At 64.9% G+C, this 22,886-nt stretch carries 23 protein-coding genes; 16 read left to right on the forward strand and 7 right to left on the reverse strand.

Features of this window, described 5'->3' with window-relative positions; genetic code table 11:
- From ACN0YF_RS13025 to ACN0YF_RS13035, 3 genes are all read right to left on the reverse strand, one after another.
- A partial coding sequence (locus ACN0YF_RS13025) for an HlyC/CorC family transporter (protein ID WP_417494712.1) occupies positions 1-1,243 on the reverse strand: 1,243 nt, incomplete at its 3' end.
- Positions 1,240-2,343, reverse strand: a complete 1,104-nt coding sequence (gene aroB, locus ACN0YF_RS13030) for a 3-dehydroquinate synthase (protein WP_417494713.1) — start codon at positions 2,341-2,343, stop codon at positions 1,240-1,242. The genes aroB and ACN0YF_RS13025, both read right to left, overlap by 4 nt.
- Positions 2,340-2,879 (reverse strand): shikimate kinase, encoded by a 540-nt coding sequence (locus tag ACN0YF_RS13035; protein WP_417483156.1) that lies wholly within the window; start codon positions 2,877-2,879, stop codon positions 2,340-2,342. The genes aroB and ACN0YF_RS13035 overlap by 4 nt, the downstream gene beginning before the upstream one ends.
- Positions 2,880-2,986: 107 nt before the next feature.
- Here ACN0YF_RS13035 and ACN0YF_RS13040 point away from each other — a divergent pair, with 107 nt between their 5' ends.
- The 4 genes from ACN0YF_RS13040 to ACN0YF_RS13055 all read left to right on the forward strand — a co-directional run bounded on the left by ACN0YF_RS13040 (position 2,987) and on the right by ACN0YF_RS13055 (position 6,737).
- Entirely contained in the window at positions 2,987-3,127 is a 141-nt protein-coding gene (locus tag ACN0YF_RS13040) for a hypothetical protein (RefSeq protein WP_417494714.1), read from the forward strand.
- Complete coding sequence (locus ACN0YF_RS13045) at positions 3,096-4,721, forward strand: hypothetical protein (RefSeq protein WP_417494715.1); 1,626 nt, start codon at positions 3,096-3,098, stop codon at positions 4,719-4,721. Before ACN0YF_RS13040 ends, ACN0YF_RS13045 begins: the two co-directional genes overlap by 32 nt.
- Entirely contained in the window at positions 4,718-5,644 is a 927-nt protein-coding gene (locus ACN0YF_RS13050) for a site-specific tyrosine recombinase XerD (protein WP_417494717.1), read from the forward strand. Before ACN0YF_RS13045 ends, ACN0YF_RS13050 begins: the two co-directional genes overlap by 4 nt.
- Positions 5,645-5,753: 109 nt before the next feature.
- Complete coding sequence (locus ACN0YF_RS13055) at positions 5,754-6,737, forward strand: acetyl-CoA carboxylase carboxyltransferase subunit alpha (RefSeq protein WP_417483122.1); 984 nt, start codon at positions 5,754-5,756, stop codon at positions 6,735-6,737.
- A gap of 54 nt (positions 6,738-6,791) precedes the next feature.
- Here ACN0YF_RS13055 and ACN0YF_RS13060 read toward each other — a convergent pair whose 3' ends face one another.
- Positions 6,792-7,271: a GNAT family N-acetyltransferase gene (locus ACN0YF_RS13060; RefSeq protein WP_417494718.1), complete on the reverse strand. Its 480-nt coding sequence runs from the start codon at positions 7,269-7,271 to the stop codon at positions 6,792-6,794.
- Positions 7,246-10,107: a preprotein translocase subunit SecA gene (gene secA / locus ACN0YF_RS13065; RefSeq protein WP_417494719.1), complete on the reverse strand. Its 2,862-nt coding sequence runs from the start codon at positions 10,105-10,107 to the stop codon at positions 7,246-7,248. The genes ACN0YF_RS13060 and secA overlap by 26 nt, the downstream gene beginning before the upstream one ends.
- Positions 10,108-10,399: 292 nt before the next feature.
- Between secA and ACN0YF_RS13070 the strand changes: the two genes are divergently transcribed.
- Genes ACN0YF_RS13070 through ACN0YF_RS13080 form a run of 3 tightly spaced genes read left to right on the forward strand, consistent with a single transcriptional unit; the run spans position 10,400 to position 11,888 of the window.
- Complete coding sequence (locus ACN0YF_RS13070; protein WP_417494720.1) at positions 10,400-11,263, forward strand: peptidylprolyl isomerase; 864 nt, start codon at positions 10,400-10,402, stop codon at positions 11,261-11,263.
- A 50-nt stretch (positions 11,264-11,313) separates the two neighbouring features.
- Positions 11,314-11,730, forward strand: a complete 417-nt coding sequence (gene mutT, locus ACN0YF_RS13075; RefSeq protein WP_417494721.1) for an 8-oxo-dGTP diphosphatase MutT — start codon at positions 11,314-11,316, stop codon at positions 11,728-11,730.
- Positions 11,730-11,888 carry a Flp family type IVb pilin gene (locus tag ACN0YF_RS13080; protein ID WP_417483117.1) on the forward strand — a complete coding sequence of 53 codons (159 nt, stop codon included), beginning with the start codon at positions 11,730-11,732 and terminating at the stop codon, positions 11,886-11,888. The genes mutT and ACN0YF_RS13080 overlap by 1 nt, the downstream gene beginning before the upstream one ends.
- On the opposite strand, the gene ACN0YF_RS13085 is transcribed toward ACN0YF_RS13080, so the two are convergent.
- The gene (locus ACN0YF_RS13085) at positions 11,885-12,802 is read right to left on the reverse strand and encodes a methyltransferase domain-containing protein (RefSeq protein ID WP_417494722.1); all 918 of its coding nucleotides are present in this window, start codon (positions 12,800-12,802) and stop codon (positions 11,885-11,887) included. The two genes, ACN0YF_RS13080 and ACN0YF_RS13085, sit on opposite strands and share 4 nt — an antisense overlap.
- Positions 12,803-12,845: 43 nt before the next feature.
- On the opposite strand from ACN0YF_RS13085, the gene ACN0YF_RS13090 reads away from it, so the two are divergent.
- The 4 genes from ACN0YF_RS13090 to ACN0YF_RS13105 are packed head-to-tail and all read left to right on the forward strand — an operon-like array spanning position 12,846 to position 15,127.
- A complete protein-coding gene (locus ACN0YF_RS13090) occupies positions 12,846-13,589 on the forward strand; it encodes a ComF family protein (RefSeq protein ID WP_417494723.1) in 744 nt (247 codons plus the stop codon).
- 19 nt (positions 13,590-13,608) lie between these two features.
- On the forward strand, positions 13,609-13,869 hold the full coding sequence (grxC, locus tag ACN0YF_RS13095; protein WP_417494724.1) for a glutaredoxin 3: 261 nt from the start codon (positions 13,609-13,611) through the stop codon (positions 13,867-13,869).
- Entirely contained in the window at positions 13,866-14,708 is an 843-nt protein-coding gene (locus ACN0YF_RS13100) for a carbon-nitrogen hydrolase family protein (RefSeq protein WP_417494725.1), read from the forward strand. Before grxC ends, ACN0YF_RS13100 begins: the two co-directional genes overlap by 4 nt.
- Entirely contained in the window at positions 14,705-15,127 is a 423-nt protein-coding gene (locus ACN0YF_RS13105; RefSeq protein ID WP_417483112.1) for a DUF1178 family protein, read from the forward strand. Before ACN0YF_RS13100 ends, ACN0YF_RS13105 begins: the two co-directional genes overlap by 4 nt.
- A 6-nt stretch (positions 15,128-15,133) precedes the next feature.
- Here the strand turns inward: ACN0YF_RS13105 and ubiG are convergent, their stop codons facing one another.
- Positions 15,134-15,898 carry a bifunctional 2-polyprenyl-6-hydroxyphenol methylase/3-demethylubiquinol 3-O-methyltransferase UbiG gene (ubiG, locus tag ACN0YF_RS13110; RefSeq protein WP_417483111.1) on the reverse strand — a complete coding sequence of 255 codons (765 nt, stop codon included), beginning with the start codon at positions 15,896-15,898 and terminating at the stop codon, positions 15,134-15,136.
- Between the two features lie 207 nt (positions 15,899-16,105).
- Between ubiG and ACN0YF_RS13115 the strand changes: the two genes are divergently transcribed.
- The 5 genes from ACN0YF_RS13115 (at position 16,106) to ACN0YF_RS13135 (ending at position 22,880) form a co-directional block, all read left to right on the forward strand.
- Complete coding sequence (locus tag ACN0YF_RS13115; RefSeq protein ID WP_417494726.1) at positions 16,106-17,329, forward strand: aspartate kinase; 1,224 nt, start codon at positions 16,106-16,108, stop codon at positions 17,327-17,329.
- Positions 17,329-19,620, forward strand: a complete 2,292-nt coding sequence (ptsP, locus tag ACN0YF_RS13120; protein WP_417483109.1) for a phosphoenolpyruvate--protein phosphotransferase — start codon at positions 17,329-17,331, stop codon at positions 19,618-19,620. The genes ACN0YF_RS13115 and ptsP overlap by 1 nt, the downstream gene beginning before the upstream one ends.
- 87 nt (positions 19,621-19,707) lie before the next feature.
- On the forward strand, positions 19,708-20,553 hold the full coding sequence (locus ACN0YF_RS13125) for a helix-turn-helix domain-containing protein (protein ID WP_417494727.1): 846 nt from the start codon (positions 19,708-19,710) through the stop codon (positions 20,551-20,553).
- Between the two features lie 84 nt (positions 20,554-20,637).
- Positions 20,638-21,777 (forward strand): flavodoxin-dependent (E)-4-hydroxy-3-methylbut-2-enyl-diphosphate synthase, encoded by a 1,140-nt coding sequence (ispG, locus tag ACN0YF_RS13130; protein ID WP_417494728.1) that lies wholly within the window; start codon positions 20,638-20,640, stop codon positions 21,775-21,777.
- 113 nt (positions 21,778-21,890) lie between these two features.
- Positions 21,891-22,880: a hypothetical protein gene (locus ACN0YF_RS13135; RefSeq protein ID WP_417494729.1), complete on the forward strand. Its 990-nt coding sequence runs from the start codon at positions 21,891-21,893 to the stop codon at positions 22,878-22,880.
- The last annotated feature ends 6 nt before the right edge of the window (positions 22,881-22,886 follow it).

Genomic DNA, 22,886 nt, shown 5'->3' on the forward strand with positions numbered 1-22,886 from the left:
GCGTGATCTGGTTGCGGCGGCGTTCGACGACTTCAAAGCGTACGCCGTGGAAATGGAAAACCTGGCCCCGTTCGGGAATGGTCTGGGCCTCGTGGATCACCAGGCCGGCCAGCGTGACGGCCTCCTCGTCCGGCAATTGCCAGTCCAGTGCCCGGTTGAGATCGCGGATCGGCACCACACCATCGACCAGCCAGATCCCCTCCGCCTCGGGCCGGATGCCCTCGACCGTGATGTCGTGCTCGTCCTCGATCGCGCCGACGATCTCCTCGAGGATATCCTCCAGCGTCACCAGGCCCATCAGCGCGCCGTACTCGTCGACGACGAGGGCGAAATGCTCGCGCTTTTCGCGGAAGGCATTGAGCTGGTCGAGCACCTCGGTGGTTTCCGGCACGAACCAGGGTTCACGCAGGATCGCCTTGATGTCGATCGTTGACGGGTCGCCATCATTGTCGTGCATGGCCCGCGCCAGATCGCGCGCGTGCAGCACGCCGACAATATTGTCCGGGTCGCCCTGGTAGAGTGGCAGGCGCGTATGCGGGCTGTGCAGGGCGTCCTGGGCGATCTCCGAAGCCGGGCGTTCGATATCGATCATGTGGATCGACTTGCGGTGCACCATGATGTCGTCAACGGTCAGATCACGCAGATCGAGCACGCCGCCAAGCATGTCGCGGTCATTCTTGACCACGCCGCCTTCCTCGTGATGCAGCGCGATGGTGCCACGCAATTCGTCATGGGCAGACAGGACCGGGCCTTCGACGGTCGCGCCGAACAGGCGCAGCACACCGCGCACAATCGCCTGTACCGCCCCGACGATCGGCGCGAAAACGCGCACGATGATCAGAACCGGTCGCGATACGAACAGGGCAAAGCGTTCCGGATTGGACAGGGCGTAGGTCTTCGGCATCACTTCCGCGAAGACCAGCACCAGCACGGTCATCACGGCCGTGGCGATCCAGACGCTGTGCTCGCCGCCAAGCACGCGGGCGAATAATTGCCCGGTCAGCATGGAGGCCGCGATATTGACCAGGTTATTGCCGAGCAGAAGCGATCCCAGCAGGCCCTCGCCATCGCTGATCAGCCGGTTGACCCGTGCCGCGTCGGGATTTTTGTCGCGCTCAAGCTGAAGGATGCGGGCGCGAGAGGTCGCGGTCAGCGAGGTTTCCGAACCGGAGAAAAAGGCCGACAGACACAGCAGGCCGAGAATCAGCAGGGCGGGGCCAATCAGGCTCCAGTCGAGGCTCATGAGAGCGAAGTCTCCAAAAATGCGACGAGATGCGTCGCGTCAATCCTAGGGTCTATCCAGGCTTTGCCAATACCCCGGGCCAGAATCAAGGTGATTTCCCCGGCCTGGTTCTTCTTGTCATCACGCATGCGCGCAACCAGCCGTGCCGCATCCCAGTCCTGGTGGGCCAGGCTTGCCGCATTCCACGGCAGGCCGACGGCACGCAAATGCGCCTCGACGCGCTCGGCATCGCCGGCCGGGCATTCGCCCCGCGCGACGGAATAGCGAAAGGCGAGGGCGATACCTGCGGCGACCGCCTCGCCATGGCGGATGGCATCCTTGGGTGCTTCGGCCTCGAAGGCATGGGCAAAGGTGTGGCCGAGATTGAGCAGGGCTCGATTGCCGTGTTCCAGCTCGTCCTCGGCGACGATCCGTGCCTTGAAGGCGACGGCATCGGCGATGGCCCGGGCCAGCGGCGCGCCTTGCAACACACCGGCACCGGCTGCGTCGAGGCGTTCGAACATGGCCGCATCGCCGATCAGCGCCGCCTTGACGATCTCGGCATAGCCGGCGCGGCGCTCGCGATCGGGCAGGGTGGAGAGCAGGCCGGTATCGGCGATCACCAGGCGGGGCTGGTGAAAGGCACCGGCGAAATTCTTGCCCTGGCGGGTATTGATCCCGGTCTTGCCGCCCACCGAGCTGTCGACCTGGGCCAGAAGTGTGGTCGGGATCTGGATGAAGTCCACACCGCGCTTGGTGACTGCTGCGGCAAACCCGGTCAGGTCACCGATGACGCCCCCGCCCAGGGCGATTACTGCCTCGGAGCGCTCGATATTGCGGTCCAGCAGCGCATCGACCAGCTGTTCCAGCCCGGCAAAGCTCTTGGTGCGCTCGCCTGGCTCCATCACGATCGGATCGCAGGCGAGGCCGGCGCCGGCCAGCAGCGCGATGATGCGGTCCAGATGCAGCGGCGCGACATGGCTGTCGGTGACGAGGATGGCGCGCTTGCGCGGAAAGAGGCCGGGCAGGCGGTTCGCGGCGGCGTCCAGGGCGCCATCGCCGACCAGCACGTCATAGGCGCGCGATCCGAGGCCAACCGGTACTGTCAGAACTGAACTCACGCGTCCGTCTCCCAGGCTTGCAGGGCGTCGAGGATGGCCTCGGCCGTTGCCTGATGCGTGCCTGCCGACGCATCAACATGGATGTCGGCCTCTGCATAGGCGGGCTGGCGGGCTTCAAGCAGGCGTCCGAGGATGGCCGCCGGATCGCCCTCGCGCAGCAGGGGCCGGGTATCACGCCTGCCGACACGTGCCGCCAGGGTCTCGACATCGGCCTGCAACCAGATCGAGATGGCCCTGTCCTTGACCAGTGCCCGTGTCTGCGGATCGACGAAGGCGCCGCCGCCGAGCGCCAGCACCATTGGCGGTTCGTCGAGCAGACGCGCGATCACGCGGCGCTCGCCATCGCGGAAGGCGGCTTCGCCGAAATCCTCGAAAATATCGCTGACCGTACGCCCGGCGGCCCGTTCGATTTCATGGTCGGCATCGGCGAAGGGACGCTCCATGGCCGCCGCGAGACGGCGTCCGACCGTGGTCTTGCCGGCGCCCATCAGTCCGATCAGGACGATGGAATGATCTTGTAAAGCAGTACGGGTCATGCCTTCGGTATAAAGCGTCTGGAAATCGCCGCAATCGGGGTTACCCTTGTCGCGCGGATGTTTGCCATGCTGGTGGCGCACCAATTGCACATGAGGAAGGTGAATTCATGCGGGGTTTTCTGGTCGGCCTGGTGATTATCGCCGGCATTTTCGCGGCGGGCTTTGGCACGCTGGTTGTTATCGCGAACGGTCTGCAGCCGTCGCAGGAGGAAGTACGTGTCGAGCTGGACGATAATTTTCCGCGCTAGCGGTCTGGCCCTGATGCTGGGCGGCACCGCCCTCGCCCAGGGACCGATCGAAGTTCAAAGTCTCGATGCGCTTGATCCGCTCGAAGTGGGTCTGCCCGGCGCCGCGCTGGGGATCTCGTTATGGGACGGCAGCGATGCCGAGATGGCCAGCCAGGTCCTGACCCTGCTGCCTGAGGCTGACGGAGCGGGCTATACGTCGCCGGCGCTGGCCGAGTTGTCGCGCGCCGTGTTGAGCTCCGGCGGCTATCCGCCCGCGGGCGGACGCGGTGACCCCGGCTTGCCGGTAGTGCGTGCCGACCGTCTGCTGGCGGCAGGCGGCGTGTTCGAAGCCTATGACCTGCTCGAGCGCACGCCCAATCTCAATCAGAATGAAGCCTTGTCACGCCTGCATGCCGAGCTCGCCTTCGCGACCGGCAATGCCCGCAATGCCTGCCATACGGCCGATGCCTTGCTGCGGGGCCGCGAGCAGGCCTACTGGCTGCGCGCGCGCGGCTTCTGCCTCGCCCTCGACGGTCAGGGTAGTGCCGCCGAGCTGACGGCCGAACTGGCCCGCAATGCCAGCGAGGATGCCGGCTATGATGCGATGCTGTTCGCCATCACGCTCGAGGGCACGCCGCCGCCGGCCCTGCCTGCGATCGATTCCGGTCTGAAGCTTGCCATGGCCTTCCAGCTCGATGGCGACACTGATCTGGAAGCCCTCGATCTGGCGGGCGCTCCGGGTTGGCTGCAGCGCTTTGTGCACGGCCGCGCCGCGCCGACACCGGTGCCGGCCAGCGAACCGGCCGAGGCCCTGGCCGCAGCCCTGGCCCTGTCTGGCGTCGAACGTACCGCCGCTCTCGAGGCGGTGCTCGTGCAGGGCACTGATCGGGCCATCGCCGCAGCCGCCCTGTCCGGCTTGCTGGATGATGCCGTTGCGGCCGGGCGGTTTGCTGCTGCAGGCCGCCGCTATGGCCGCGAAGTTCACACCCTGCCACTGACGCGCGAAACGCTGGCCGATGGCTATCGTTTTGCGCTGGCCGCGCTGCTCGGCGGCGATGTGCGGACGGCTTCGGACTGGCGCGATGCCCTGATGGACGGACCACCACAACCAGCGGCGCCCATGTTTGACGAAACCGGCAAACCGCTGGATCCGATAGCTGCTGCCCTGGCCAATGGCGTGCCGCCAGCCTGGGAGCCACCATCACCGCGCCGCATGGTCAATCTCGACCTGGCGATTGCCATTGCCCGCGACCGGGTGGCGGGCGACCAGGCCTCAGCCTTGCTGGCGGCGCATTTCGAAGCCTATGGCAGCGCCGCCCTGGCCGACATTCTCGCGCTCGACCGGCTCGGTGCCAGCGCGACGGAGGGCCTGCGTCCGGCCCTGCTGCAGCTGACGCCGGTATCGGTGGGTCCGGAAGTGCTGGCCATGGAAGCGGCTGATCGGGCGGATGCTGATGCCGAGGCCGCCATGCTGGCGATCGCGAGCCTGGTACGCGGCGGGGCACGGCCCAATGCTGAGACATTGAGCCGTTGCGTCGCGGTGCTCGATTCGATTGGCCTTCGCCGGGCAGCGCTCGACATCCTGCTGGAACGGCTGGTGACGAGGGCGGTGTGAGCAGCGGTCCGGAGATCGACCTCTTCCTCGACATGATGGCCGCCGAGCGCGGTGCTGCAAAGAACACACTCGATGCCTATGCCCGCGACCTGACCGATGTCTCGGCCCGGCTCGCGGCGCGTGGCGTCGGGCTGGCGCAGGCGACGACGCCGGACCTGGAACAGGTGCTCGGCGGAATCGAATCCGACGGCCTGTCAGCGGCGACAGCGGCACGGCGCCTGTCGGCGATGAAGCGATTCTATCGTTTCCTGCTCTCCGAGGGGCGGCGCAGTGACGATCCGTGCACCCCGCTGCACGGTCCCAGGCAGGGGCGCAGCCTGCCGAAAATCCTCAGCGAGGCCGATGTCGACGCCCTATTCGCCGCCACTGCCGAACTGCCGGGGCCCTCGGGCCTGCGCACCCGCGCCCTGCTGGAAATCCTGTATGCCGGCGGCCTGCGCGTCACCGAACTGGTCTCGCTGCCGCTGAGCGCCTTTATCCAGACCGAGCGCTGTATTTTCGTGACCGGCAAGGGCGGGCGTGAGCGGCTGGTGCCGCTGACGGCATCAGCCCTTGAGGCGATGGCGGCCTATCGCGAGGTCCGCGCCGCCCATCTGCCACCAGCCAAATCGGGCTCGCAAAAGGCCCAGCGTTTCCTGTTTCCCTCGCGTACGGCCAAGTCCGGCCATCTTACCCGCGAGCGCTTTGCCCAGATCCTGCAGGAACTGGCCCTGGCGGCCGGCCTCGATCCGGGGCGGGTTTCGCCGCATGTGCTGCGGCATGCCTTCGCAACGCATCTGCTGGCGCGCGGTGCCGATCTGCGCTCCGTCCAGCTCCTGCTGGGTCATGCCGATGTCTCGACGACGCAGATCTACACCCATGTGCTGGACGAGCGCCTGAAATCCCTGGTCGAGAATGCGCACCCGCTGGCGCGCAAAACCTGACGTCTGCCCGTGCCGGCCGCTGCCTGCTGACAGTATTGCGGACTTGTGACGCCCGGCTGGGCTGGTTAGGTTCAGCGCCTTCTGAAACGTCCACAGGCGTTAAACCGGCATGTCCGATCCTACGCGTACCTATCTCGATTTCGAACGGCCGCTGGCCGAGCTGGAAGCCAAGATCGAAGAGCTTGAAACGCTCTCCGCTGCGGGCGGCGACGATGCGCCCGATATGGCTGAGGAAACGGCGAAACTGCGCCAGAAGGCGTCCGAACAGCTCGCCACCCTTTATGGCAAGCTCGATCCCTGGCGCAAGACGCTGGTCGCGCGCCATCCCGAGCGGCCGCATTTTCGCGATTACCGCAAGGCGCTGATCGAGGATTTCGAAGAGCTGTGCGGCGACCGCCGATTCTCTGAAGACGCCGCCATTGTCGGCGGGCTGGGTCGTTTCCGTGGCCGTTCCGTGGTGGTGATCGGCCATGAGAAGGGCCATGATACCGAAAGCCGCCTGCACCATAATTTCGGCATGGCGCGGCCCGAGGGCTATCGCAAGGCGATCCGCCTGATGGATTTGGCCGAGAAATTCGACCTTCCCGTTCTGACCTTCGTCGATACCGCCGGCGCCTATCCGGGGCTCGGCGCCGAAGAGCGCGGCCAGGCTGAAGCCATTGCGCGCTCAACCGAGCGCTGCCTGACGCTCGGCACGCCGCTGATCTCGGTCATTACCGGCGAGGGTGGTTCCGGCGGTGCTGTGGCGCTGGCGAGTGCCAATGTCGTGATGATGCTGGAACACTCGATCTATTCCGTGATTTCGCCGGAAGGCTGTGCCTCGATCCTGTGGAAAGACCAGGCCAAGGCCAAGGATGCCGCCGTGGCGATGAAAATCACCGCGCCGGACCTGCTTGGCTTCAAGATCATCGACGAGATCATTCCCGAGCCCATCGGCGGTGCCCACCGTCATCCGGTCGAGACCATGCGCTCGGTCGGCAATGCGATCGAAGCCAATCTGGCCAAGCTCGACGGTCTGTCGGACAAGGAATTGCGTCAGCAGCGCCGCGAGCGCTTCCTCGCCATCGGTCGTGCCGGCGGCGGCGCGTTCTAGTCTGGTGATGGGGCCCGGCCTGCGGGCCGGCCCGCGCCACTCTGCCGGAAGAATCTAGAGGTCGACCTCGAGCCAGGGCAGTTCCCGTCCCTTGAACACGTCCGAGGCGCGCATTTCGACGCGGCGTGCGCCCATGTGCAGGTAGGCGGGTTCGGCATAGGGATCGGAGAGGATCGTCATCACGGGCAGGCCCAGCGCCCGCAATTGCGCCTTGGCGTGTTCGAACAGCGCACGGCCAGCGCCCGTCCCGATCGCGTCGGGTTCAATGAACAGCAAATCGAGTGAGCCGCCATGGCCGTCCGGGTCGATCTGGCAGACGCCCAGCACTCGGCCGCCAGCTGATTCCGCGACGGTCGCATGACCTTTGCGGATCGCCTCGCCGGTGACACGGAGAAAGGGCGCGACTGCGTCCATGAACGCCGCGTCATAGCCCCAGTGGCCCTTGGAGCGCAGACAGAGCGCCGACAGCGCCGCTTCCTCGCCCGGACGGGCGGGACGCAGCCGGATATCAGACCTGGCTGTCGATCGCGCCATGGCACTGTTTGTACTTCTTGCCGGAACCGCACGGGCAGGCGGCATTGCGCGCGACCCGGCCCCATGTCTCGGGCTTGTTCGGATCGACAGGTGTCGAGGTGCGGCGCAGGGTCGGTGCGACACGCGCCGCGACAGGTCCGGCATCGGGATCGCCCATTTCATTGCGGCCCGTGCGCGGGTCGACATGCGTGGCTGTGATTCCCTGTGGCGCTTGCGGCGCTTCCGGCGCCCGTTCGAAGCGGATCATCATCAACTGCTTGGTCACTTCGACCCGCAGATTGTCCATCATCTTCTCGAACAGTTCGAAGGCCTCGGTCTTGAACTCGTTGAGCGGATCGCGCTGGGCATAGCTGCGCAGGCCGATCATCGAGCGCATGGCATCGAGGTTTTGCAGATGCTCGCGCCAGTTCTGGTCGATCGCCTGCAGCAGGAAGGATTTCTCGATCCGGCGCATCAGCTCGGGACCGCCATTGGCGGCCTTCTCGGCGAAAGCCCGGTCGGCGGCCTCGGTCACGCGTTCGAGGATTTCCTCGTCGGCGATACCCTCCTCCTGCGCCCATTCGGCGACGGGCAGGTCGAGCCCGAAGACGTCGCGCAATTCGGTCGTCAGCCCTTCGACATCCCACTGATCGGCATAGACCTTGGGCGGAATGTGCGCGACGACGAGATCCTCGGCGGTCTGGTGGCGCATGTCCTTGATGACGTCGGCAACATCGCCGGAGGTCATGAAATCAATGCGCTGCTCGAACACGGCCTTGCGCTGGTCATTCATCACGTCATCATATTTGAGGACGTTCTTGCGGATGTCGAAATTGCGTTGCTCGACCTTTTTCTGCGAGGTCTCCAGCGCCTTGGACATCCAGGGGTGGGTGATCGCCTCGCCCTCTTTCAGGCCAAGGGTCTTCATGATCCCGTCGAGGCGTTCCGGCGCGAAAATGCGCAGCAGATCGTCCTGCACCGAGATATAGAATTTCGAACGGCCCGGATCACCCTGGCGGCCGGTCCGGCCACGCAGCTGATTGTCGATGCGCCGGCTTTCATGGCGCTCGGTACCGAGGACATAGAGACCGCCGGCCTTGAGCGCGATTTCGCGCTTGTCGGCGATATCCGCTGCGATGACCGCTCTCTGGGCCTCGATGGCGGCATCGTCGGGCTCGACACCCTTTGCGTTCTGTTCCGCGATCCATTGCGTCATGCGCATATCGGCATTGCCGCCGAGCTGGATATCGGTGCCGCGGCCGGCCATGTTGGTGGCGATGGTGATCGCACCGGGGGTGCCGGCCTGGGCGACGATCATCGCTTCCTGCTCGTGATAGCGCGCATTGAGCACCTTGTGCTCGAGCGGGATCAGTTTGAGCATTTCCTTGAGTGGACGCGCATCGGGACGGCCCGATTTCTTGAACGCCTCGATCTCGGCCTCATCCTTGGGATAGAGATGGCCGAGGGTCTCGCGGAAGGTCTTCTTGTCGCTGAGCAATTGCGACAACTGCTCGGACTTTTCGATCGACACGGTACCGACCAGCACCGGCTGGCCGCGTTCCTGGCAATCGACCAGATCATCGACGATGGCCGCATACTTGTCGGTCAGGGTGCGGAAGACCTCGTCTTCATTGTCGATACGGGCGATCGGCCGGTTGGTCGGGATCTCGACCACTTCCAGCTTGTAGATCGAATGGAATTCGTCGGCCTCGGTCACAGCCGTACCGGTCATGCCGGCGAGCTTCTTGTAGAGGCGGAAATAGTTCTGGAAGGTGACGGAGGCCAGAGTCTGGTTTTCCGGCTGGATCTTCGCGCCTTCCTTGGCCTCGATGGCCTGGTGCAGGCCATCCGACAGGCGGCGGCCCTGCATCATGCGACCCGTGAACTCATCGATCAGCAGGACTTCGCTGTCCTTGACGATGTAGTCCTTGTCGATGTGGAAGATCTTGTGGGCCTTCAGGGCCTGATTGACGTGGTGGACGATCGAGACATTCTCGACGTCATACAGATCGCCTTCCTTGAGCAGATCGTTTTCGCGCAGCAGGCGCTCGATCTCTTCATTGCCCTCTTCGGTCAGCAGGATCGAGCGGGCCTTCTCGTCGATCTCGTAGCAGTCCTCGCCCAGTTGCGGGATCAGGGCATCGATCGTCTTGTAGAATTCGGTGCGATCCTCGGTCCGGCCGGAGATGATCAGCGGCGTACGGGCTTCATCGATCAGGATGGAATCGACTTCGTCGACGAGGGCATAGGCATGGCCGCGCTGGACCATTTCCTCGATCGAATACTTCATGTTGTCGCGCAGATAATCGAAGCCGAGCTCGTTATTGGTCGCGTAGGTGATGTCGCAGGCATAGGCCTCGCGGCGTTCCTGGTCGGACTTGCCGTGCGAGATAACGCCGGTCGTCATGCCCAGTTGCGCGAAGACCTTGCCCATCCACTCGGAATCCCGCGTCGCCAGATAGTCATTGACGGTGACGACATGGACGCCCGTGCCGGGCAGGGCGTTGAGATAGCTCGGCAGGGTGGCAACAAGCGTCTTGCCCTCACCGGTCTTCATTTCGGCGATCGAGCTGTCATTGAGCACGATGCCGCCCATCAGCTGCACATCATAGGGCCGCAGGCCGATCGCCCGGTCGGCCGCTTCGCGAACCGCCGCGAAGGCCTCCGGCAGGAGATCATTGAGGTTGGCGCCTTGTTCGAGACGGGCGCGGAACTCGGCGGTCTTGCCCTTGAGGGCATCGTCGGAGAGCGCCTTGTACTCGGCCTCGTATGCGTTGATTTGATCGACAACCGGCTTCATGCGGCGCAGTTTGCGGCCTGTTTCGGTTCCGAAGATCTTGCGGGCAAGTGAGAGCATGGGGTCTGGCTTTGCGAACAACGGTTGGGCTAGCAACTCTGCAAGGGCCAGATCAATGGACCGGCGCAGGCGCTGGCATTGCTTTGAAACGTCTGGCTGACTTAAGGATGGGGGCATTCAGTGTCAATCAAGCCGCGCGGCACCGTTTGCGTCCGTGCGGCCCGGCAAGGTGAAGATAGTGTCGATGAAACGTCTTTTTGCAGGTGCCTTGGTGCTTGCCGTACTTGCCGGATGCGGCCCTGAACCCCGTCGCACGGCAGAGGATCTCCGGGCTGCGAATCCGACGCTGTCATTGGATGAGCGCGACCCGGTCCTTGCCCGGGTCGACGGCACCGTAATCCGGCGCTCCGATGTCGAGCGCGAGGCGGCCAGCCAGGCCGAAGGCAGCGACTCGCCGCAGGTCGCGCCGGGCAGTGAAGCCTTTGCCGATATTCTCGACGAATTGATCGATCAGCGCCTGCTGGCGATGGAGGCGCGCCGGCGCGGGCTTGATCAGTCGGAAGAGGCGCTGCGCCGGCTGGCGCTGGCGGAAGAGCGCATTCTCGGCAATGTCCTGGTCGAGACGGCGCTGGCTGATGCGGTCAATGAGGAAACCATCGAGCGCATTTACCAGGAGCAGGTCCGCCTGATCCCGCTCGGCGAGGAAGTGCGGGCCCGCCATATCCTTGTCGACACGCGCGAGGAAGCCGAGGCGATCAAGGCCCTGATCGATTCCGGGCAGGATTTCGCCGCGCTTGCGGTGCGCATGAGCCAGGACCAGGCGACGCGGCTGGAGGGCGGCGATCTGGGTTATTTCACCCGCGAGGGCGTGTTGCCGGCCTTTGGTGCGGTCGCCTTCAGGACCGGCGAGGGTGAGACCTCGGAACCCTTCCAGACCGAGTTCGGCTGGCACATATTGCGGGTGGTCGACCGCCGCCGCGAACCACCGCCCTCGCTCGAGGACCTGCGGCCGAACATTGTGCGCTTCTATACATTCGACCAGCTGGAAGGCCTGATCGACGGGCTGCGCGAGCAGGCTGTGATCGAACGGATTGCCCTGCCGGACGGCGATATCAGCCTCGAGACGGCGACCGGCGAAGTGGCGGGGCCGGATGACGCGCCCGATGTGGATGGTGAACCGCCCCAGGCGGATGAACCCCCGGCGGATCCGGGCTAAGACCCGCTTAACCGCGTTCCTGCACCCGCCCTTAACGGAGTTTCTTCATAATGGCTGAACCTGGCCCCAAACCGGTCCTTTATGTTGCTGCCTGTGCCTTGCTCGATGCGGATGGCCGTATCCTGATTGCACAGCGCCCCGAGGGAAAGCCGATGGCGGGCCTTTGGGAATTCCCCGGCGGCAAGATCGAGCCGGGCGAGACACCGGAGCAGGCTGTGGTTCGCGAATTGCGTGAAGAGCTGAGTGTCGAGCCGTGCGAACGGTGCCTGCACCCCTTTGCCTTCGTCTCCCATGCCTATCCGGATTTTCACATCGTGATGCCCTTTTTCCTGTGCCGCACCTGGGACGGTTTCCCGCAGGCCAATGAGGGCCAGGAGCTGGCCTGGGTCCGCAAGGAAAAGCTGCGCGATTATCGCATGCCGGCCGCGGATCTCCCGCTGGCTGCGGAGTTGAGGGATCGCCTGTGATGAGCTTGCTGAAGAATTTCATCCGCGATGAAAACGGCGCCACGGCGATCGAATACGGCATGATTGCCGCCGCAATGGCGACGGTGATCCTCGGGCTGTGGGCCACCTTCGGCCCGGCCGTTGCCCGGCTTTATGAAGACGTCGCCGGCGCGCTCTAGCGCCCGGCCTTCTCGCCCGCAGATTCCTCCGTCACACCCAGCGCATCAGCCAGCCTGACCGTTGCCGAGCCGGGCCGCTTAGCTTTCGGCTGATCGGGATGAGGCGCCCAGCCGGCAGCATGGACGATCTCGAAGCTGGCGCGGATACGTCCGTCCGGATCGGAAAAGCGCTCGGCATAGATTTCCGCCATCCGCACGAACAGGGCCCGTGTCGCCGGGGTGCGGGGGCGGTCGGCGAGAATGCTGGTCTCACCCATGCCGCGCAGATCGGCCATCAGGGCAAAGGCATTGTCATAGCGCACGGTGACGCGGTCGATATCGGCAACCGGCATGGTGAAGCCCGCGCGCTGCAGCAGGGCGGCGATGTCGAAGGTCCCGGCCAGCGGGGACACGCGCGCATGGGCGCCGCCCGTGAGCTCGGCCTCGGCTGTCATCAGGGACTGGCGCAATTCGGTCAGGCTGTTGCCGCCCAGCAGGGCAGCGGCAAAGAAGCCGTCGGGCTTGAGGGCGCGGCGCAGCTGGACCAGCACGCCGGGCAGGTCATTGGTCCAGTGCAGGCCGAGCGGCGCGAGAATGAGATCGAGGCTGGCATCGCTGAAGGGCAGGCGCTCTTCGTCCAGGGCCAAGGCAGGGCCGTCCAGCTGGCCCGCGACAGCCGGGGCGAGATCACTCTGGATGACATGGGCCGTCTTGTTGCCGGCATGGCGCTGGCGCAATTCGCCGAGCAGGCCCGGTCCGCCGCCGAGTATCAGCGTCTCGTCGAAATCGCGCATCACGCCCTCGACGCGATCGCAGATATCGTCGAAGGCCCGTTGCACCAGAAAATTGTATGATTGTATGCTGCCCGCCGCGCGACTGCGACGCTGGCGCAGGAGGTCGCGATCAAATAATTGCGGGGGCAGGGTGGATGACATGCCGCCGATATGCCTTTTGCGCCCGCCGAAGGGAAGGGGTGTGATGAGCAAGTCTGTCCTGACCGCTCTGGCCGATGCCGTCTGGCCGCCGGTCTGCCCGGTGCGCAGCGTCCCGGTTGATGCCAGCGGGCGGCTCGACGCTGCTGCCTGGCAGGGGCTGGAATTTATCGACGCGCCCTGGTGCGATTGCTGTGGCGTGCCCTTCCCCTACGGGACAGGGGTCACGACGAGCGGCCTGTTGTGCGCGCTCTGCCTGGCCCGGCCGCCCAAATTCGACCGCGCCCGCGCGCCGCTGGTCTATGGCGACGTCTCGCGGCAACTGGTGCTCGGTTTCAAGAATGGCGGCCGCCGTGAAATGGTCGACCAGTTTGCGGCCTGGATGGCACGCGCCGGCGCGGCCTGCCTCTCGGGCGCCGACTATATCCTGCCGGTGCCACTGCATTGGCGCCGGCTGCTGGCGCGGCGCTATAATCAGTCGGCGCTGCTGGGCCAGGCATTGTCTCGCCAGACCGGTATTCCGATGCGGGCCGGCTGGCTGTTGCGATCCCGCGCGACACCGAGCCAGGCGGGCAAGAGTGTGCTGTCGCGGCGGCGCAACATGGCCGGTGCATTCCGGATCGCGCCGGGGCACGGGCTTGACGGCAGGCATGTTGTGTTGGTGGATGACGTGTTCACAACGGGCGCCACCGCCTCGGCCTGCGCCCGGCAGCTCCGGCGTGCCGGCGCTGCCCTTGTGACTGTCGTGACGCTTTGCCGTGTTGTACGCGCCAGCGATGCCACTATGTAAGGCGTGAAGGAGTTTGTTTATGGCCAAAGTGACAATCTACACCCGACCAATGTGCGGCTATTGCGCCCGTGCTGTCTCATTGCTGAAGCAGAAGAAGGTCGATTTCGAGGAAATCGATGCCGGCTTCGACCAGAAAAAGCGCGAGGAGATGGTGCAGCGCTCCCACGGCGGGCGCACCTTTCCGCAGATCTTCATCGGCAAGGACCATGTCGGCGGGTGCGACCAACTGATGGCTCTGGAACGCTCCGGCAAGCTGGACGGGTTGCTCGGTCTGAAATGAGCACGATCGCGACAGCCCTGATCCAGATGCGCTCCGGTATCGATCCGGCCGCCAATCTGGCCATGGCCAGCGATCTGATCCGTCAGGCCGCCGCACAGGGTGCAAGGCTGATAGCGACGCCCGAGACAACGCACCTGGTGCAAAAGGATGCCGACCGGGCCTTTGCCGTGATGCGAACGGCCGAGGATGATCCGGCGATCCCGGCCTTTGCGGCCCTGGCAAAGGAGCTCGGCATTACCCTGCTGATCGGCTCTCTCGCCGTGAAGCTGGGTGAGCGGCGCGCTGCCAACCGGTCCTTCCTGTTTGCCCCGGACGGCACATTGCTCGCGACCTATGACAAGGCCCACATGTTCGATGTCGGGCTGGGGCAGGGCGAGACCTATCGCGAATCCGCCAATTATCGCGCCGGTGACCGGCTGGTGCTGGCCGATATCGGTGATGCGCGGCTGGGCCTGTCGATCTGCTATGACATCCGCTTCGCCTATCTCTATCGCCGCCTGGCCCAGGCCGGGGCGCATATCCTCGCCGTGCCGGCAGCCTTCACCCGTCCAACCGGGCGGGCGCACTGGGAAGTCCTGCTGCGCGCCCGCGCGATCGAGACCGGATCCTGGGTGATCGCGCCGGCCCAGGGTGGCCTGCACGAGGATGGCCGCCGTACCTGGGGGCATTCCATGGTTGTCGATCCGTGGGGCAAGGTCGTGGCCATGCTCGATCATGATGAGCCCGGCATATTGCTGGCACAGCTGGATCCGGCGAAGGCTGATGATGCCCGCGCGCGCATTCCCGCCCTGCTGCATGACCGTGAATTGGGCGGGCCGGACGAAATGATCCTGCGATGATCCGCTACGCCCTTGTTTGTGACGGTGAACACCGGTTCGAAGCCTGGTTTTCGAACTCGGCGGCCTTTGACGAGCAGAATGAACGCGGCCTGGTTGAGTGTCCGCAATGCGGTTCAAACGATGTGCGCAAGGCGGTGATGTCGCCGGCCGTCTCGACCTCGCGCAAGCGGGAGGCGACCCCGGAATCGAAACTCAAGGCGATGGCGGCCCAGGTGAAGGCGCATATCCGGACGCATTATGATTATGTCGGTCAGGACTTCGCCGCCGAGGCGCGTGCCATTCATGCCGGCGACAAGCCGGAACGCCTGATCTATGGCGAGACCTCGGCCGAAGAGAGCGAGGCGCTGCGCGAGGAGGGGGTGCCGGTGGCGCCTTTGCCCGAGGCGCTGGCCCCGACACCGCCGAAAAAGGCGAATTGAGCCGGCTCAGTCCGCCGCTTTGCGCGCCACCACCATGTAATTCACGCTCGTATCCTCGCCCAGGCTCCACTGATCATTGAGCGGGTTATAGCTCACGCCCACAGGCGCATCCGGAACCATGCCGCCCGCACGCAGGGCGGCCGTGAGTTCTGTCGGTTGCACCAGTTTGTGGAAGCGGTGGGTACCGCGCGGCAGCCAGCCCATCACCCATTCGGCGCCGACAATGGCGAGGGCGAAGGCTTTCGAGGTCCGGTTGATGGTGGCGCAGATCATCAGCCCGTCCGGTTTCACCAATTGGGCGCAATCGACCAGGAATGTGTGGGGATTGGCGACATGTTCCATCACTTCCAGATTGAGCACGACATCAAAGGGAGGCTCGCCGGTCTCGATCAATTGCTCGGCGACGCCGTGGCGGTAGTCGATTTCAAGCCCCTGTTCGGCCGCGTGCACCGACGCGGTCTTCACATTGGCCTCGGCCGCATCGACGCCGGTGACGCTGGCACCGAGCCGGGCCATCGGTTCCGAGGCGAGCCCGCCGCCGCAGCCGATATCGAGAATGCGCAGACCCTCGAACGGACGCTCGCCGGAACGGTTGAAATGCGCGCAGATCGTTTCGCGGATGAAGGCCAGCCGCACCGGGTTGAATTTGTGCAGCGGTTTGAACTTGGAGTCCGGATCCCACCAGTCGGCGGCGATGCGCGAAAATTTCTCGACCTCGGCGGGATCCACCGAGGGACGCGACAGGGTTTCCGGCGCAGTTGCTGTCGACATGCCTGTTCTCCCGACGGGCGAATTCTTGCGATATTGCGTTCGAGCGTTGCGTACAAGGCTTCGCCCAAGTAGGAAACCGCGATAGCACGGCCATGACCATCAACGATATCCTGACAGCCATATTATGGCCCTACCCGGCGGGCTAATCGAGCCGGGTGCGACGATTTGAACAGTCGCGGCCGTGGCGCAGAGCAAGGGACAGGCGGAATGACACGCGTGGTCGCAAAATTCGGCGGAACCTCGGTCGGCACGATCGAGCGCATCCGCCATGCTGCCGGCCTCGTGGCGGATGCGGTCGCGCGGGGCGAGACCCTGGCGGTGGTGGTGTCGGCCATGGCCGGCGAAACCGACCGTCTGCTCGGACTGGCCGGTGAGTTCTCAGCCGGGCTGGGAGATGTCGAGACCGATGTCGCCCTGGCGGCCGGCGAGCAGGTCTCCGCCGCACTGATGGCGCTGGCCTTGCGCGAACGCGGCCTGCAGGCGCGCTCCTTTCTCGGCTGGCAGGCCCCGGTCTTCACCGACGGTCCGCCGGGCGCAGCGCGGATCGCCGGGATGGAGGTTTCCGCCTTTGAAGCGGCGATGGAAGCGGGGATCGTGCCGGTGCTGGCCGGCTATCAGGGTATTGCCGCCGACGGCCGCCTGCGTACGCTTGGCCGCGGTGGCACGGATTTGTCGGCCGCGGCCCTGGCGGCCGCGCTTGGTGCGCGCTGTGATATCTATACCGATGTCGACGGTGTCTACACGACCGACCCGCGCATCGAGCCGGGCGCACGCCGGCTGGATGCGATCAGCCATGACGAAATGCTCGAACTGGCCGCCCAGGGCGCCAAGGTGCTGCAGGCGCGCTCGGTCGAGTTCGCCAAGTCACGCCATGTGCCGATGCGGGTCTTGTCGAGTTTTCTCGCCGCCGGTGAGAGCCGCGGCACGGATATCCTTCCTGACCGCGATATCGCCGAACGCCGCGTCGTCTCCGGTGTCGCCTATGCGCGCGACCAGGCGCGCATCGCCGTGCTGGGCGCCGCGTCGCAATCGGGTTTCGCTGGAGAGACATTTTCCATTCTCTCCGAGGCCGGGATCGGCGTCGACATGATCGTCCAGGCCCATGGGCGCGAGCCGGACACGGTCAATCTGGAATTTTCAGTTGCGCATCGCGACCTTGATCGTGCCCAATCGGCCCTGGAACGTGGCTTGCCCGGCCTGCGGATCGGTTCGGAAACCGGTCTGGCCAAGGTTTCGGTTGTCGGGGCCGGCCTGCGGCAGCGGGCCGATGTCGCCCGTTCGCTGTTCGGCGTGCTGGGCAAGAGCGGGATTGCCGTAAAGGTGCTCGCGACGTCCGAGATCAAGATCTCGGCACTGATTGACAATGATGCGGTCGAGCGCGCGGTGCGCGCCCTGCATGCGGCCTATGGCCTGGACCGGGTAGGAAATTGATGGAAGTGAAAACGCCCCATACCCGCGACCCGCGCCGTCTGTTGCGACGTATGCGCGAGCTCATGGCAACGCGTGAGAACGCCCAGGACCGGCTCGACCATCTCACGACGCTGATCGCCGAAGAGGCGGGCTGGGACGTGTGTTCGATCTATCTGGCCCGGCGCTCGAGTGCGCTGGAATTGTGCGCCACGCACGGGCTGAAAGCCGAGGCCGTCCACCATACGCGGCTGCAGCCGGGCGAGGGCCTGGTGGGCCTTGTGGCGCGACGCGCCCGCCCGTTTGCCACCTTCGATGCCCGGTCGCACCCGGCGTTTTCCTACAAGCCGGAAACCGGTGAGGAGCCGTTCAACACTTTCGTTGGCGTCCCGATCCTGCGTGGTGGCCGGCTGGTCGGTGTGCTGACGGCGCAGTCGACGGTCGAGCGCCAGGTCGGCGAGGAGGAAATCGACTCGCTGCAGACCGTCGCCATGGTTCTCGCCGAGATCGTCGCCTCCGGCGATATTGCCGATTCCGAGGAAATGGCCGGTCTCGATGTGCGCCAGTCCAGGCCCGACCGGCTGCAAGGCGGTGCCTTCTCTGGCGGGCTGGTGAAGGGGGTTGCCGTCCTCTTCGAGCCGCATGTCGGTTCCGACCGACTGATTTCCGAAGATGCCACCGGCGAGGAGGCCCGGCTCGACGCCGCGATTGACGGACTCCGGTCCTCGATCGACGACATGCTCGAGGGCGGACGTGTGCCCTTCGGTGGCCCGACGCGTGACGTGCTGCAGGCCTATCGCATGTTTGCCCATGATCGTGGCTGGCTGGAACGCCTGCGCGAGGCTGTCCGGCTGGGGCTGACGGCGGAAGCGGCGATCGAACGCGTCCGCAATGAAAACCGCGCGCGTCTGATGAAGGCCGCTGATCTCACCTTCCGCGAGCGGCTGCACGATCTGGAAGACCTGGCCAACCGGTTGTTGCGCCATCTCGACGGCGCGGCGACGCCCCAGATTGAACTCCCGGACAATGCGATCCTGATTGCGCGCAATATCGGCCCGGCCGAATTGCTCGATTTTGACCGCACGAAATTGCGCGGGATTGCCCTTGAGGAAGGCTCGGCCTCCTCGCATGCGGCGATTGTCGCCAAGGCGCTCGGCATTCCCCTGATCGGACGCCTGGAAGGCGCGCTCGACCGGGCCGAGAATGGCGACCCGGTGATCCTTGATGCCGAATTCGGCGTGCTGCATATCCGTCCGCCTGCCGATGTGATCGAGGCCTATGACGAGCGCCTGCACGCCCTGTCGGTCCGCCGGCTCTCCTATGCCGAGATGCGTGGCCCGGCCGTGACCCGTGATGGTGAGCGCATCGGCCTGCACATCAATGCCGGCCTGCTGGTGGAGCTGAGCCATCTCTCCGATGCCGGCGCCGACGGCGTCGGACTGTTTCGCACCGAATTCCAGTTCATGGTCGCCGACACCCTGCCGCGGCTCGATGCCCAGGCGGCGGTCTATCGCTCCGTGCTCGACGCCGCCAATGGCAAGCCGGTCGTGTTCCGAACCCTCGATCTGGGTGGTGACAAGGTGGCGCCTTTCGCGCCCTCCATGGTCGAACCCAATCCGGCCCTGGGCTGGCGCGCCATCCGCATGGGCCTCGACCGGCCAGGCCTGCTGCGCTACCAGCTGCGCGCCCTGATCCTGGCCGCTGCCGGGCGACCACTGCACGTGATGTTCCCGATGATCTCGGCGCCGTGGGAAATGCGGGCGGCGCGGTCGATGCTGGAACGTGAGCTGCAGCATGCGGCCCATAACGGCCATCCGATGCCCTCGGAGGTCAAGATCGGTCTCATGCTGGAAACCCCGGGTATTGCCTGGGCAATCGAGCATGTGATCGACGCCGTCGACTTCGTTTCCGTCGGCGCCAATGACCTGATGCAATATTTCTTTGCCGCCGACCGGCAGAATTCGCGTGTGTCGGATCGGTACGATGTCCTCAGCCCGGCGGCGCTCGGATTGTTCAAACAGATCCGCGATGCCTGCGCCGCCCACAATGTGCCGGTCTCCGTATGCGGCGAGATCGCGGCCAAGCCTTTGGAGGCGGCAGTCCTGTTGGGGCTTGGTTACCGAAGTCTTTCCATGGCTGCCGCCAATCTCGGCCCGATCAGGAAAATGGTCTCCGGACTCGACACCGCCAAGCTTGGCACCTGGCTTGCTAGCCGTATGGATAGCCCGGCCGACAGCTTGAGACCGCTCTTGCTCAAAGCCGGGACCGACGCCGGTTTGCCCGGCGAGGCTGTTGAAAACGGGCGCAGAATTTGATCTTATGGTTAAGAGTGGTTGGGGGCAGCCTCGATCTCCTGCCCTGAGAGAGTGTTCTGACCCCGATTGGGGAGGGGTTTTAGGGTCATGTCGAGTCAAACAACGATGGCGGGTTTCGTACCGGTGGATGCTGTGTTTTCGGAGAGTGGTGCCAGCTATGTGCAGCATTCGGCCGGTGAGCGTCTGCGCGAGGCCCGCACGAAGGCTGGCCTGACCCTCGATTCAGCCGCAGCGCGGACCCGCATCCGCCGCGACTACCTTGAAGCCCTTGAAACCATGGACACACGCGGCCTGCCGGCCCGGGCCTATGCCATCGGCTATCTGCGCACCTATGCCAGCTTTCTGGCCATCGAACCGGTCGGCATTGTCGAACAGTTCAAGCGCGAAGTGGACACCGAGACCGGCCGCGCCGTGCCGTCGGCATCGGCCAAGACGCGCGATCCGATCAAGCTGCCGCGCGGCGCCTTCGGTGCCGTGCTGATCCTGGTTTGTGTGGCGTCAGTGGCCTGGTGGTATTCCGAGCAATCGACCTCCTTCGGGAATATTGCCAATCTGCCTTCGCCGCCGGACGCGGCGCCGGAATGGGCCCGCGCTGATTTTGAACCGATCCGTCAGCCCGCCGATATCGACACGATCTGGAGCGGCGTCCCGCTCGGCGATGCCGCGGGTGATGCGCGCCTGACCCTGCGGGCCACGGCACCGACCACGCTTGAAATCCAGGACGCTTCCGGCCGCATCCTGTATTCGCGCATGCTGGCTGCCGGGGATACTTACGAGGCCCGCGAAGAGGGGCTGACCTTCTCCGCCTCCAATGCCGGCGCCATTCAGCTCGAGCGCGGCGGCGTCGAGATCGGCACGCTTGGTGCGGCCGGCATTCCGGTTGAGAACATCACCGTCGCGGTGGCCGACACGGCTGCGGTGCAGCCGGAATAATTCACAGCGCGCGCTCGCAAGCCTGCCGCAATCGCTCTATATCGTGGACCAAAGCTGACGCGCGCTGCGCCGAGGGAGTCCGCCATGTCCGATCCTGCCCATGATCCCCGTTCCGTGCGTCCCTGGCGCATGATCGAGCGGCGCAAGAGCCGCACCATCCGTATCGGCAAGTTGGAGATCGGTGGCGATGCCCCGATCTCCGTCCAGACCATGACCAATACGCTGACCTCCGATGCCAGCGCCACGATCGGCCAGATCCGGCGCTGCGAAGAGGCTGGTGTCGATATCGTGCGGGTCTCCTGTCCCGACGAGGCCTCGACGGCGGCACTGAAGTCGATTGTCCGGGCCTCGAGCGTGCCGTTGATCGCGGATATCCATTTCCACTACAAGCGCGGCATCGAGGCTGCCGAGGCGGGCGCCGCCTGTCTGCGCATCAATCCGGGCAATATCGGATCGATGGACCGGGTGCGCGACGTCGTCCAGGCGGCGCGCGATCATGGCTGCGCCATCCGCATCGGCGTCAATGCCGGCTCGCTGGAAAAGCATCTGCTGGAAAAATACGGCGAGCCCTGCCCCGATGCGATGGTCGAGAGCGCGCTGGAACATGCCCGCATTCTCGATGATCTCGATTTCCGGGATTACAAGATCTCGGTCAAATCTTCCGACACCTTCATGACGGTTGCCGCCTATCAGCAACTCTCCGAGGCCACCGATGCGCCGTTGCATCTCGGCGTCACCGAGGCTGGCGGCACCCGCATCGGCACGGTGAAGTCCTCGATCGGGATCGGCTCCCTGCTCTGGGCGGGCATTGGCGACACGATCCGCGTCTCGCTCTCGGCCGAGCCCGAGGAAGAAGTTCGCGTCGGTTTCGATATTCTCAAATCGCTGGGGCTGCGCACGCGCGGCGTCAATATCATCGCCTGCCCCTCCTGCGCGCGTCAGGGCTTCGATGTCATCCGCACGGTGGAGACCCTGGAAGCGCGGCTGGCCCATATCGCCGAGCCGATTTCGCTCTCGATCATCGGCTGTGTCGTCAACGGTCCCGGCGAGGCGCTGATGACCGATCTCGGTTTCACCGGCGGCGGCGCCGGGCGCGGCAAGATGTATGTCGCTGGCAAGCCGGATCACAATACCAGCAATGAAGACATGGTCGAACACATCGTCGAGATGGTCGAGGCACGCGCCGAATTGCTGCGGGCCGAACGCGAAGCGGCGGCAGAGTAGGGCCTGTCCGGCTTGCCGGGACGGATCGGATGTCTTTCCCCCCTGATCCGGCTGTCATGATCGTCTAGGTAGGGCTGTTGCTGGGGAGCGATCACATCTGGACGTGATAAGCCATGTTTAAACATATACTTGCCGCCGGCCTGCTGGCCGCCTTACCCACCCCTGTTCTGGCCCAGGGCGCCGACCCGCAGACCGCGCAGGTCAATAGCAGCGATGCGTACCGGTTTGTCGCGGTCTACGAGGCCGCCAACGGGCATCCGGATGCGGAGGCCCTGCAGACGGGATATATTGATGGCGCATCGCCAGCCGTCGCGATCTTCACCCCGAACCGCATCCGAAGCGCCGAACACCTCGCCGAATATGTCGATACCCATAGCGGGCAATACCGGCAAGCGATCGATGTCTGCCTGCCCATCGCCGAATCCATGACGCCGGAGCTGCGCCAGATTTACGGCGCCATGCACACGCTTCTTCCGGACCGCGAATTGCCGCAAATCCACGTCCTGTTCGGCGCCGGCACCTCGGGTGGCACGGCAGGGCCGGGCGCGCAGGTGCTCGGGCTGGAAGTGATTTGCGCCATCAAGGACAATGAGCCCAATATCCGCCAGGCCTTCCGGATGTTCTTCGCCCACGAGACGGTTCACACATTCCAGCACCAGCCTGATCCACAGATCCTGATCGCTGATCCGCTCTTGTTCGGGGTGTTGATGGAAGGCGTGCCGGACTTCATGGCGATGCAGGTCACCGGCGAGCTGCCCTGGACCGAGCGCGATGCCTGGGCCCGCGAGAACGAGGCCATGCTGTGGACGCAATTTGCCCGGGACCGGATCACGGTGCGTGACGGGTTTTCGTTGAGCGAAACCGGCATGGCCTTCGACGAGCCCGCGAATGCGGCCGTGCGCAACTGGGTGAGCAATTACGGCAATGCCCCGGAGGGCTGGTATTTTGAGGCCGGCTACTGGATCGGACGCCAGATTGCCCAAGCCTATTATGATCAGGCCGAAGACAAGGTGGCAGCCCTTGACGCCCTGATTGCGCTCGATGATCCGATTGGCATTCTGCAAGCCAGCGGCTATGCCGGACGGGCCGGTTTAGCTGAATGAGACTTC

It is taken from the genome of Maricaulis sp., assembly GCF_048270265.1.
Classification (GTDB): Bacteria; Pseudomonadota; Alphaproteobacteria; order Caulobacterales; family Maricaulaceae; genus Maricaulis.

What these genes read in the sequence shown, in the direction of transcription:
- ACN0YF_RS13035 (WP_417483156.1), bottom strand. Translation starts at nt 2,879, where the DNA reads ATGACCCGTACTGCTTTACAAGATCATTCCATCGTCCTGATCGGACTG.
- ACN0YF_RS13040 (WP_417494714.1), top strand. Translation starts at nt 2,987, where the DNA reads ATGCGGGGTTTTCTGGTCGGCCTGGTGATTATCGCCGGCATTTTCGCG.
- ACN0YF_RS13055 (WP_417483122.1), top strand. Translation starts at nt 5,754, where the DNA reads ATGTCCGATCCTACGCGTACCTATCTCGATTTCGAACGGCCGCTGGCC.
- ACN0YF_RS13060 (WP_417494718.1), bottom strand. Translation starts at nt 7,271, where the DNA reads ATGGCGCGATCGACAGCCAGGTCTGATATCCGGCTGCGTCCCGCCCGT.
- secA (WP_417494719.1), bottom strand. Translation starts at nt 10,107, where the DNA reads ATGCTCTCACTTGCCCGCAAGATCTTCGGAACCGAAACAGGCCGCAAA.
- mutT (WP_417494721.1), top strand. Translation starts at nt 11,314, where the DNA reads ATGGCTGAACCTGGCCCCAAACCGGTCCTTTATGTTGCTGCCTGTGCC.
- ACN0YF_RS13080 (WP_417483117.1), top strand. Translation starts at nt 11,730, where the DNA reads ATGAGCTTGCTGAAGAATTTCATCCGCGATGAAAACGGCGCCACGGCG.
- ACN0YF_RS13085 (WP_417494722.1), bottom strand. Translation starts at nt 12,802, where the DNA reads ATGTCATCCACCCTGCCCCCGCAATTATTTGATCGCGACCTCCTGCGC.
- ACN0YF_RS13090 (WP_417494723.1), top strand. Translation starts at nt 12,846, where the DNA reads ATGAGCAAGTCTGTCCTGACCGCTCTGGCCGATGCCGTCTGGCCGCCG.
- grxC (WP_417494724.1), top strand. Translation starts at nt 13,609, where the DNA reads ATGGCCAAAGTGACAATCTACACCCGACCAATGTGCGGCTATTGCGCC.
- ACN0YF_RS13100 (WP_417494725.1), top strand. Translation starts at nt 13,866, where the DNA reads ATGAGCACGATCGCGACAGCCCTGATCCAGATGCGCTCCGGTATCGAT.
- ACN0YF_RS13105 (WP_417483112.1), top strand. Translation starts at nt 14,705, where the DNA reads ATGATCCGCTACGCCCTTGTTTGTGACGGTGAACACCGGTTCGAAGCC.
- ubiG (WP_417483111.1), bottom strand. Translation starts at nt 15,898, where the DNA reads ATGTCGACAGCAACTGCGCCGGAAACCCTGTCGCGTCCCTCGGTGGAT.
- ACN0YF_RS13115 (WP_417494726.1), top strand. Translation starts at nt 16,106, where the DNA reads ATGACACGCGTGGTCGCAAAATTCGGCGGAACCTCGGTCGGCACGATC.
- ptsP (WP_417483109.1), top strand. Translation starts at nt 17,329, where the DNA reads ATGGAAGTGAAAACGCCCCATACCCGCGACCCGCGCCGTCTGTTGCGA.
- ACN0YF_RS13125 (WP_417494727.1), top strand. Translation starts at nt 19,708, where the DNA reads ATGTCGAGTCAAACAACGATGGCGGGTTTCGTACCGGTGGATGCTGTG.
- ispG (WP_417494728.1), top strand. Translation starts at nt 20,638, where the DNA reads ATGTCCGATCCTGCCCATGATCCCCGTTCCGTGCGTCCCTGGCGCATG.
- ACN0YF_RS13135 (WP_417494729.1), top strand. Translation starts at nt 21,891, where the DNA reads ATGTTTAAACATATACTTGCCGCCGGCCTGCTGGCCGCCTTACCCACC.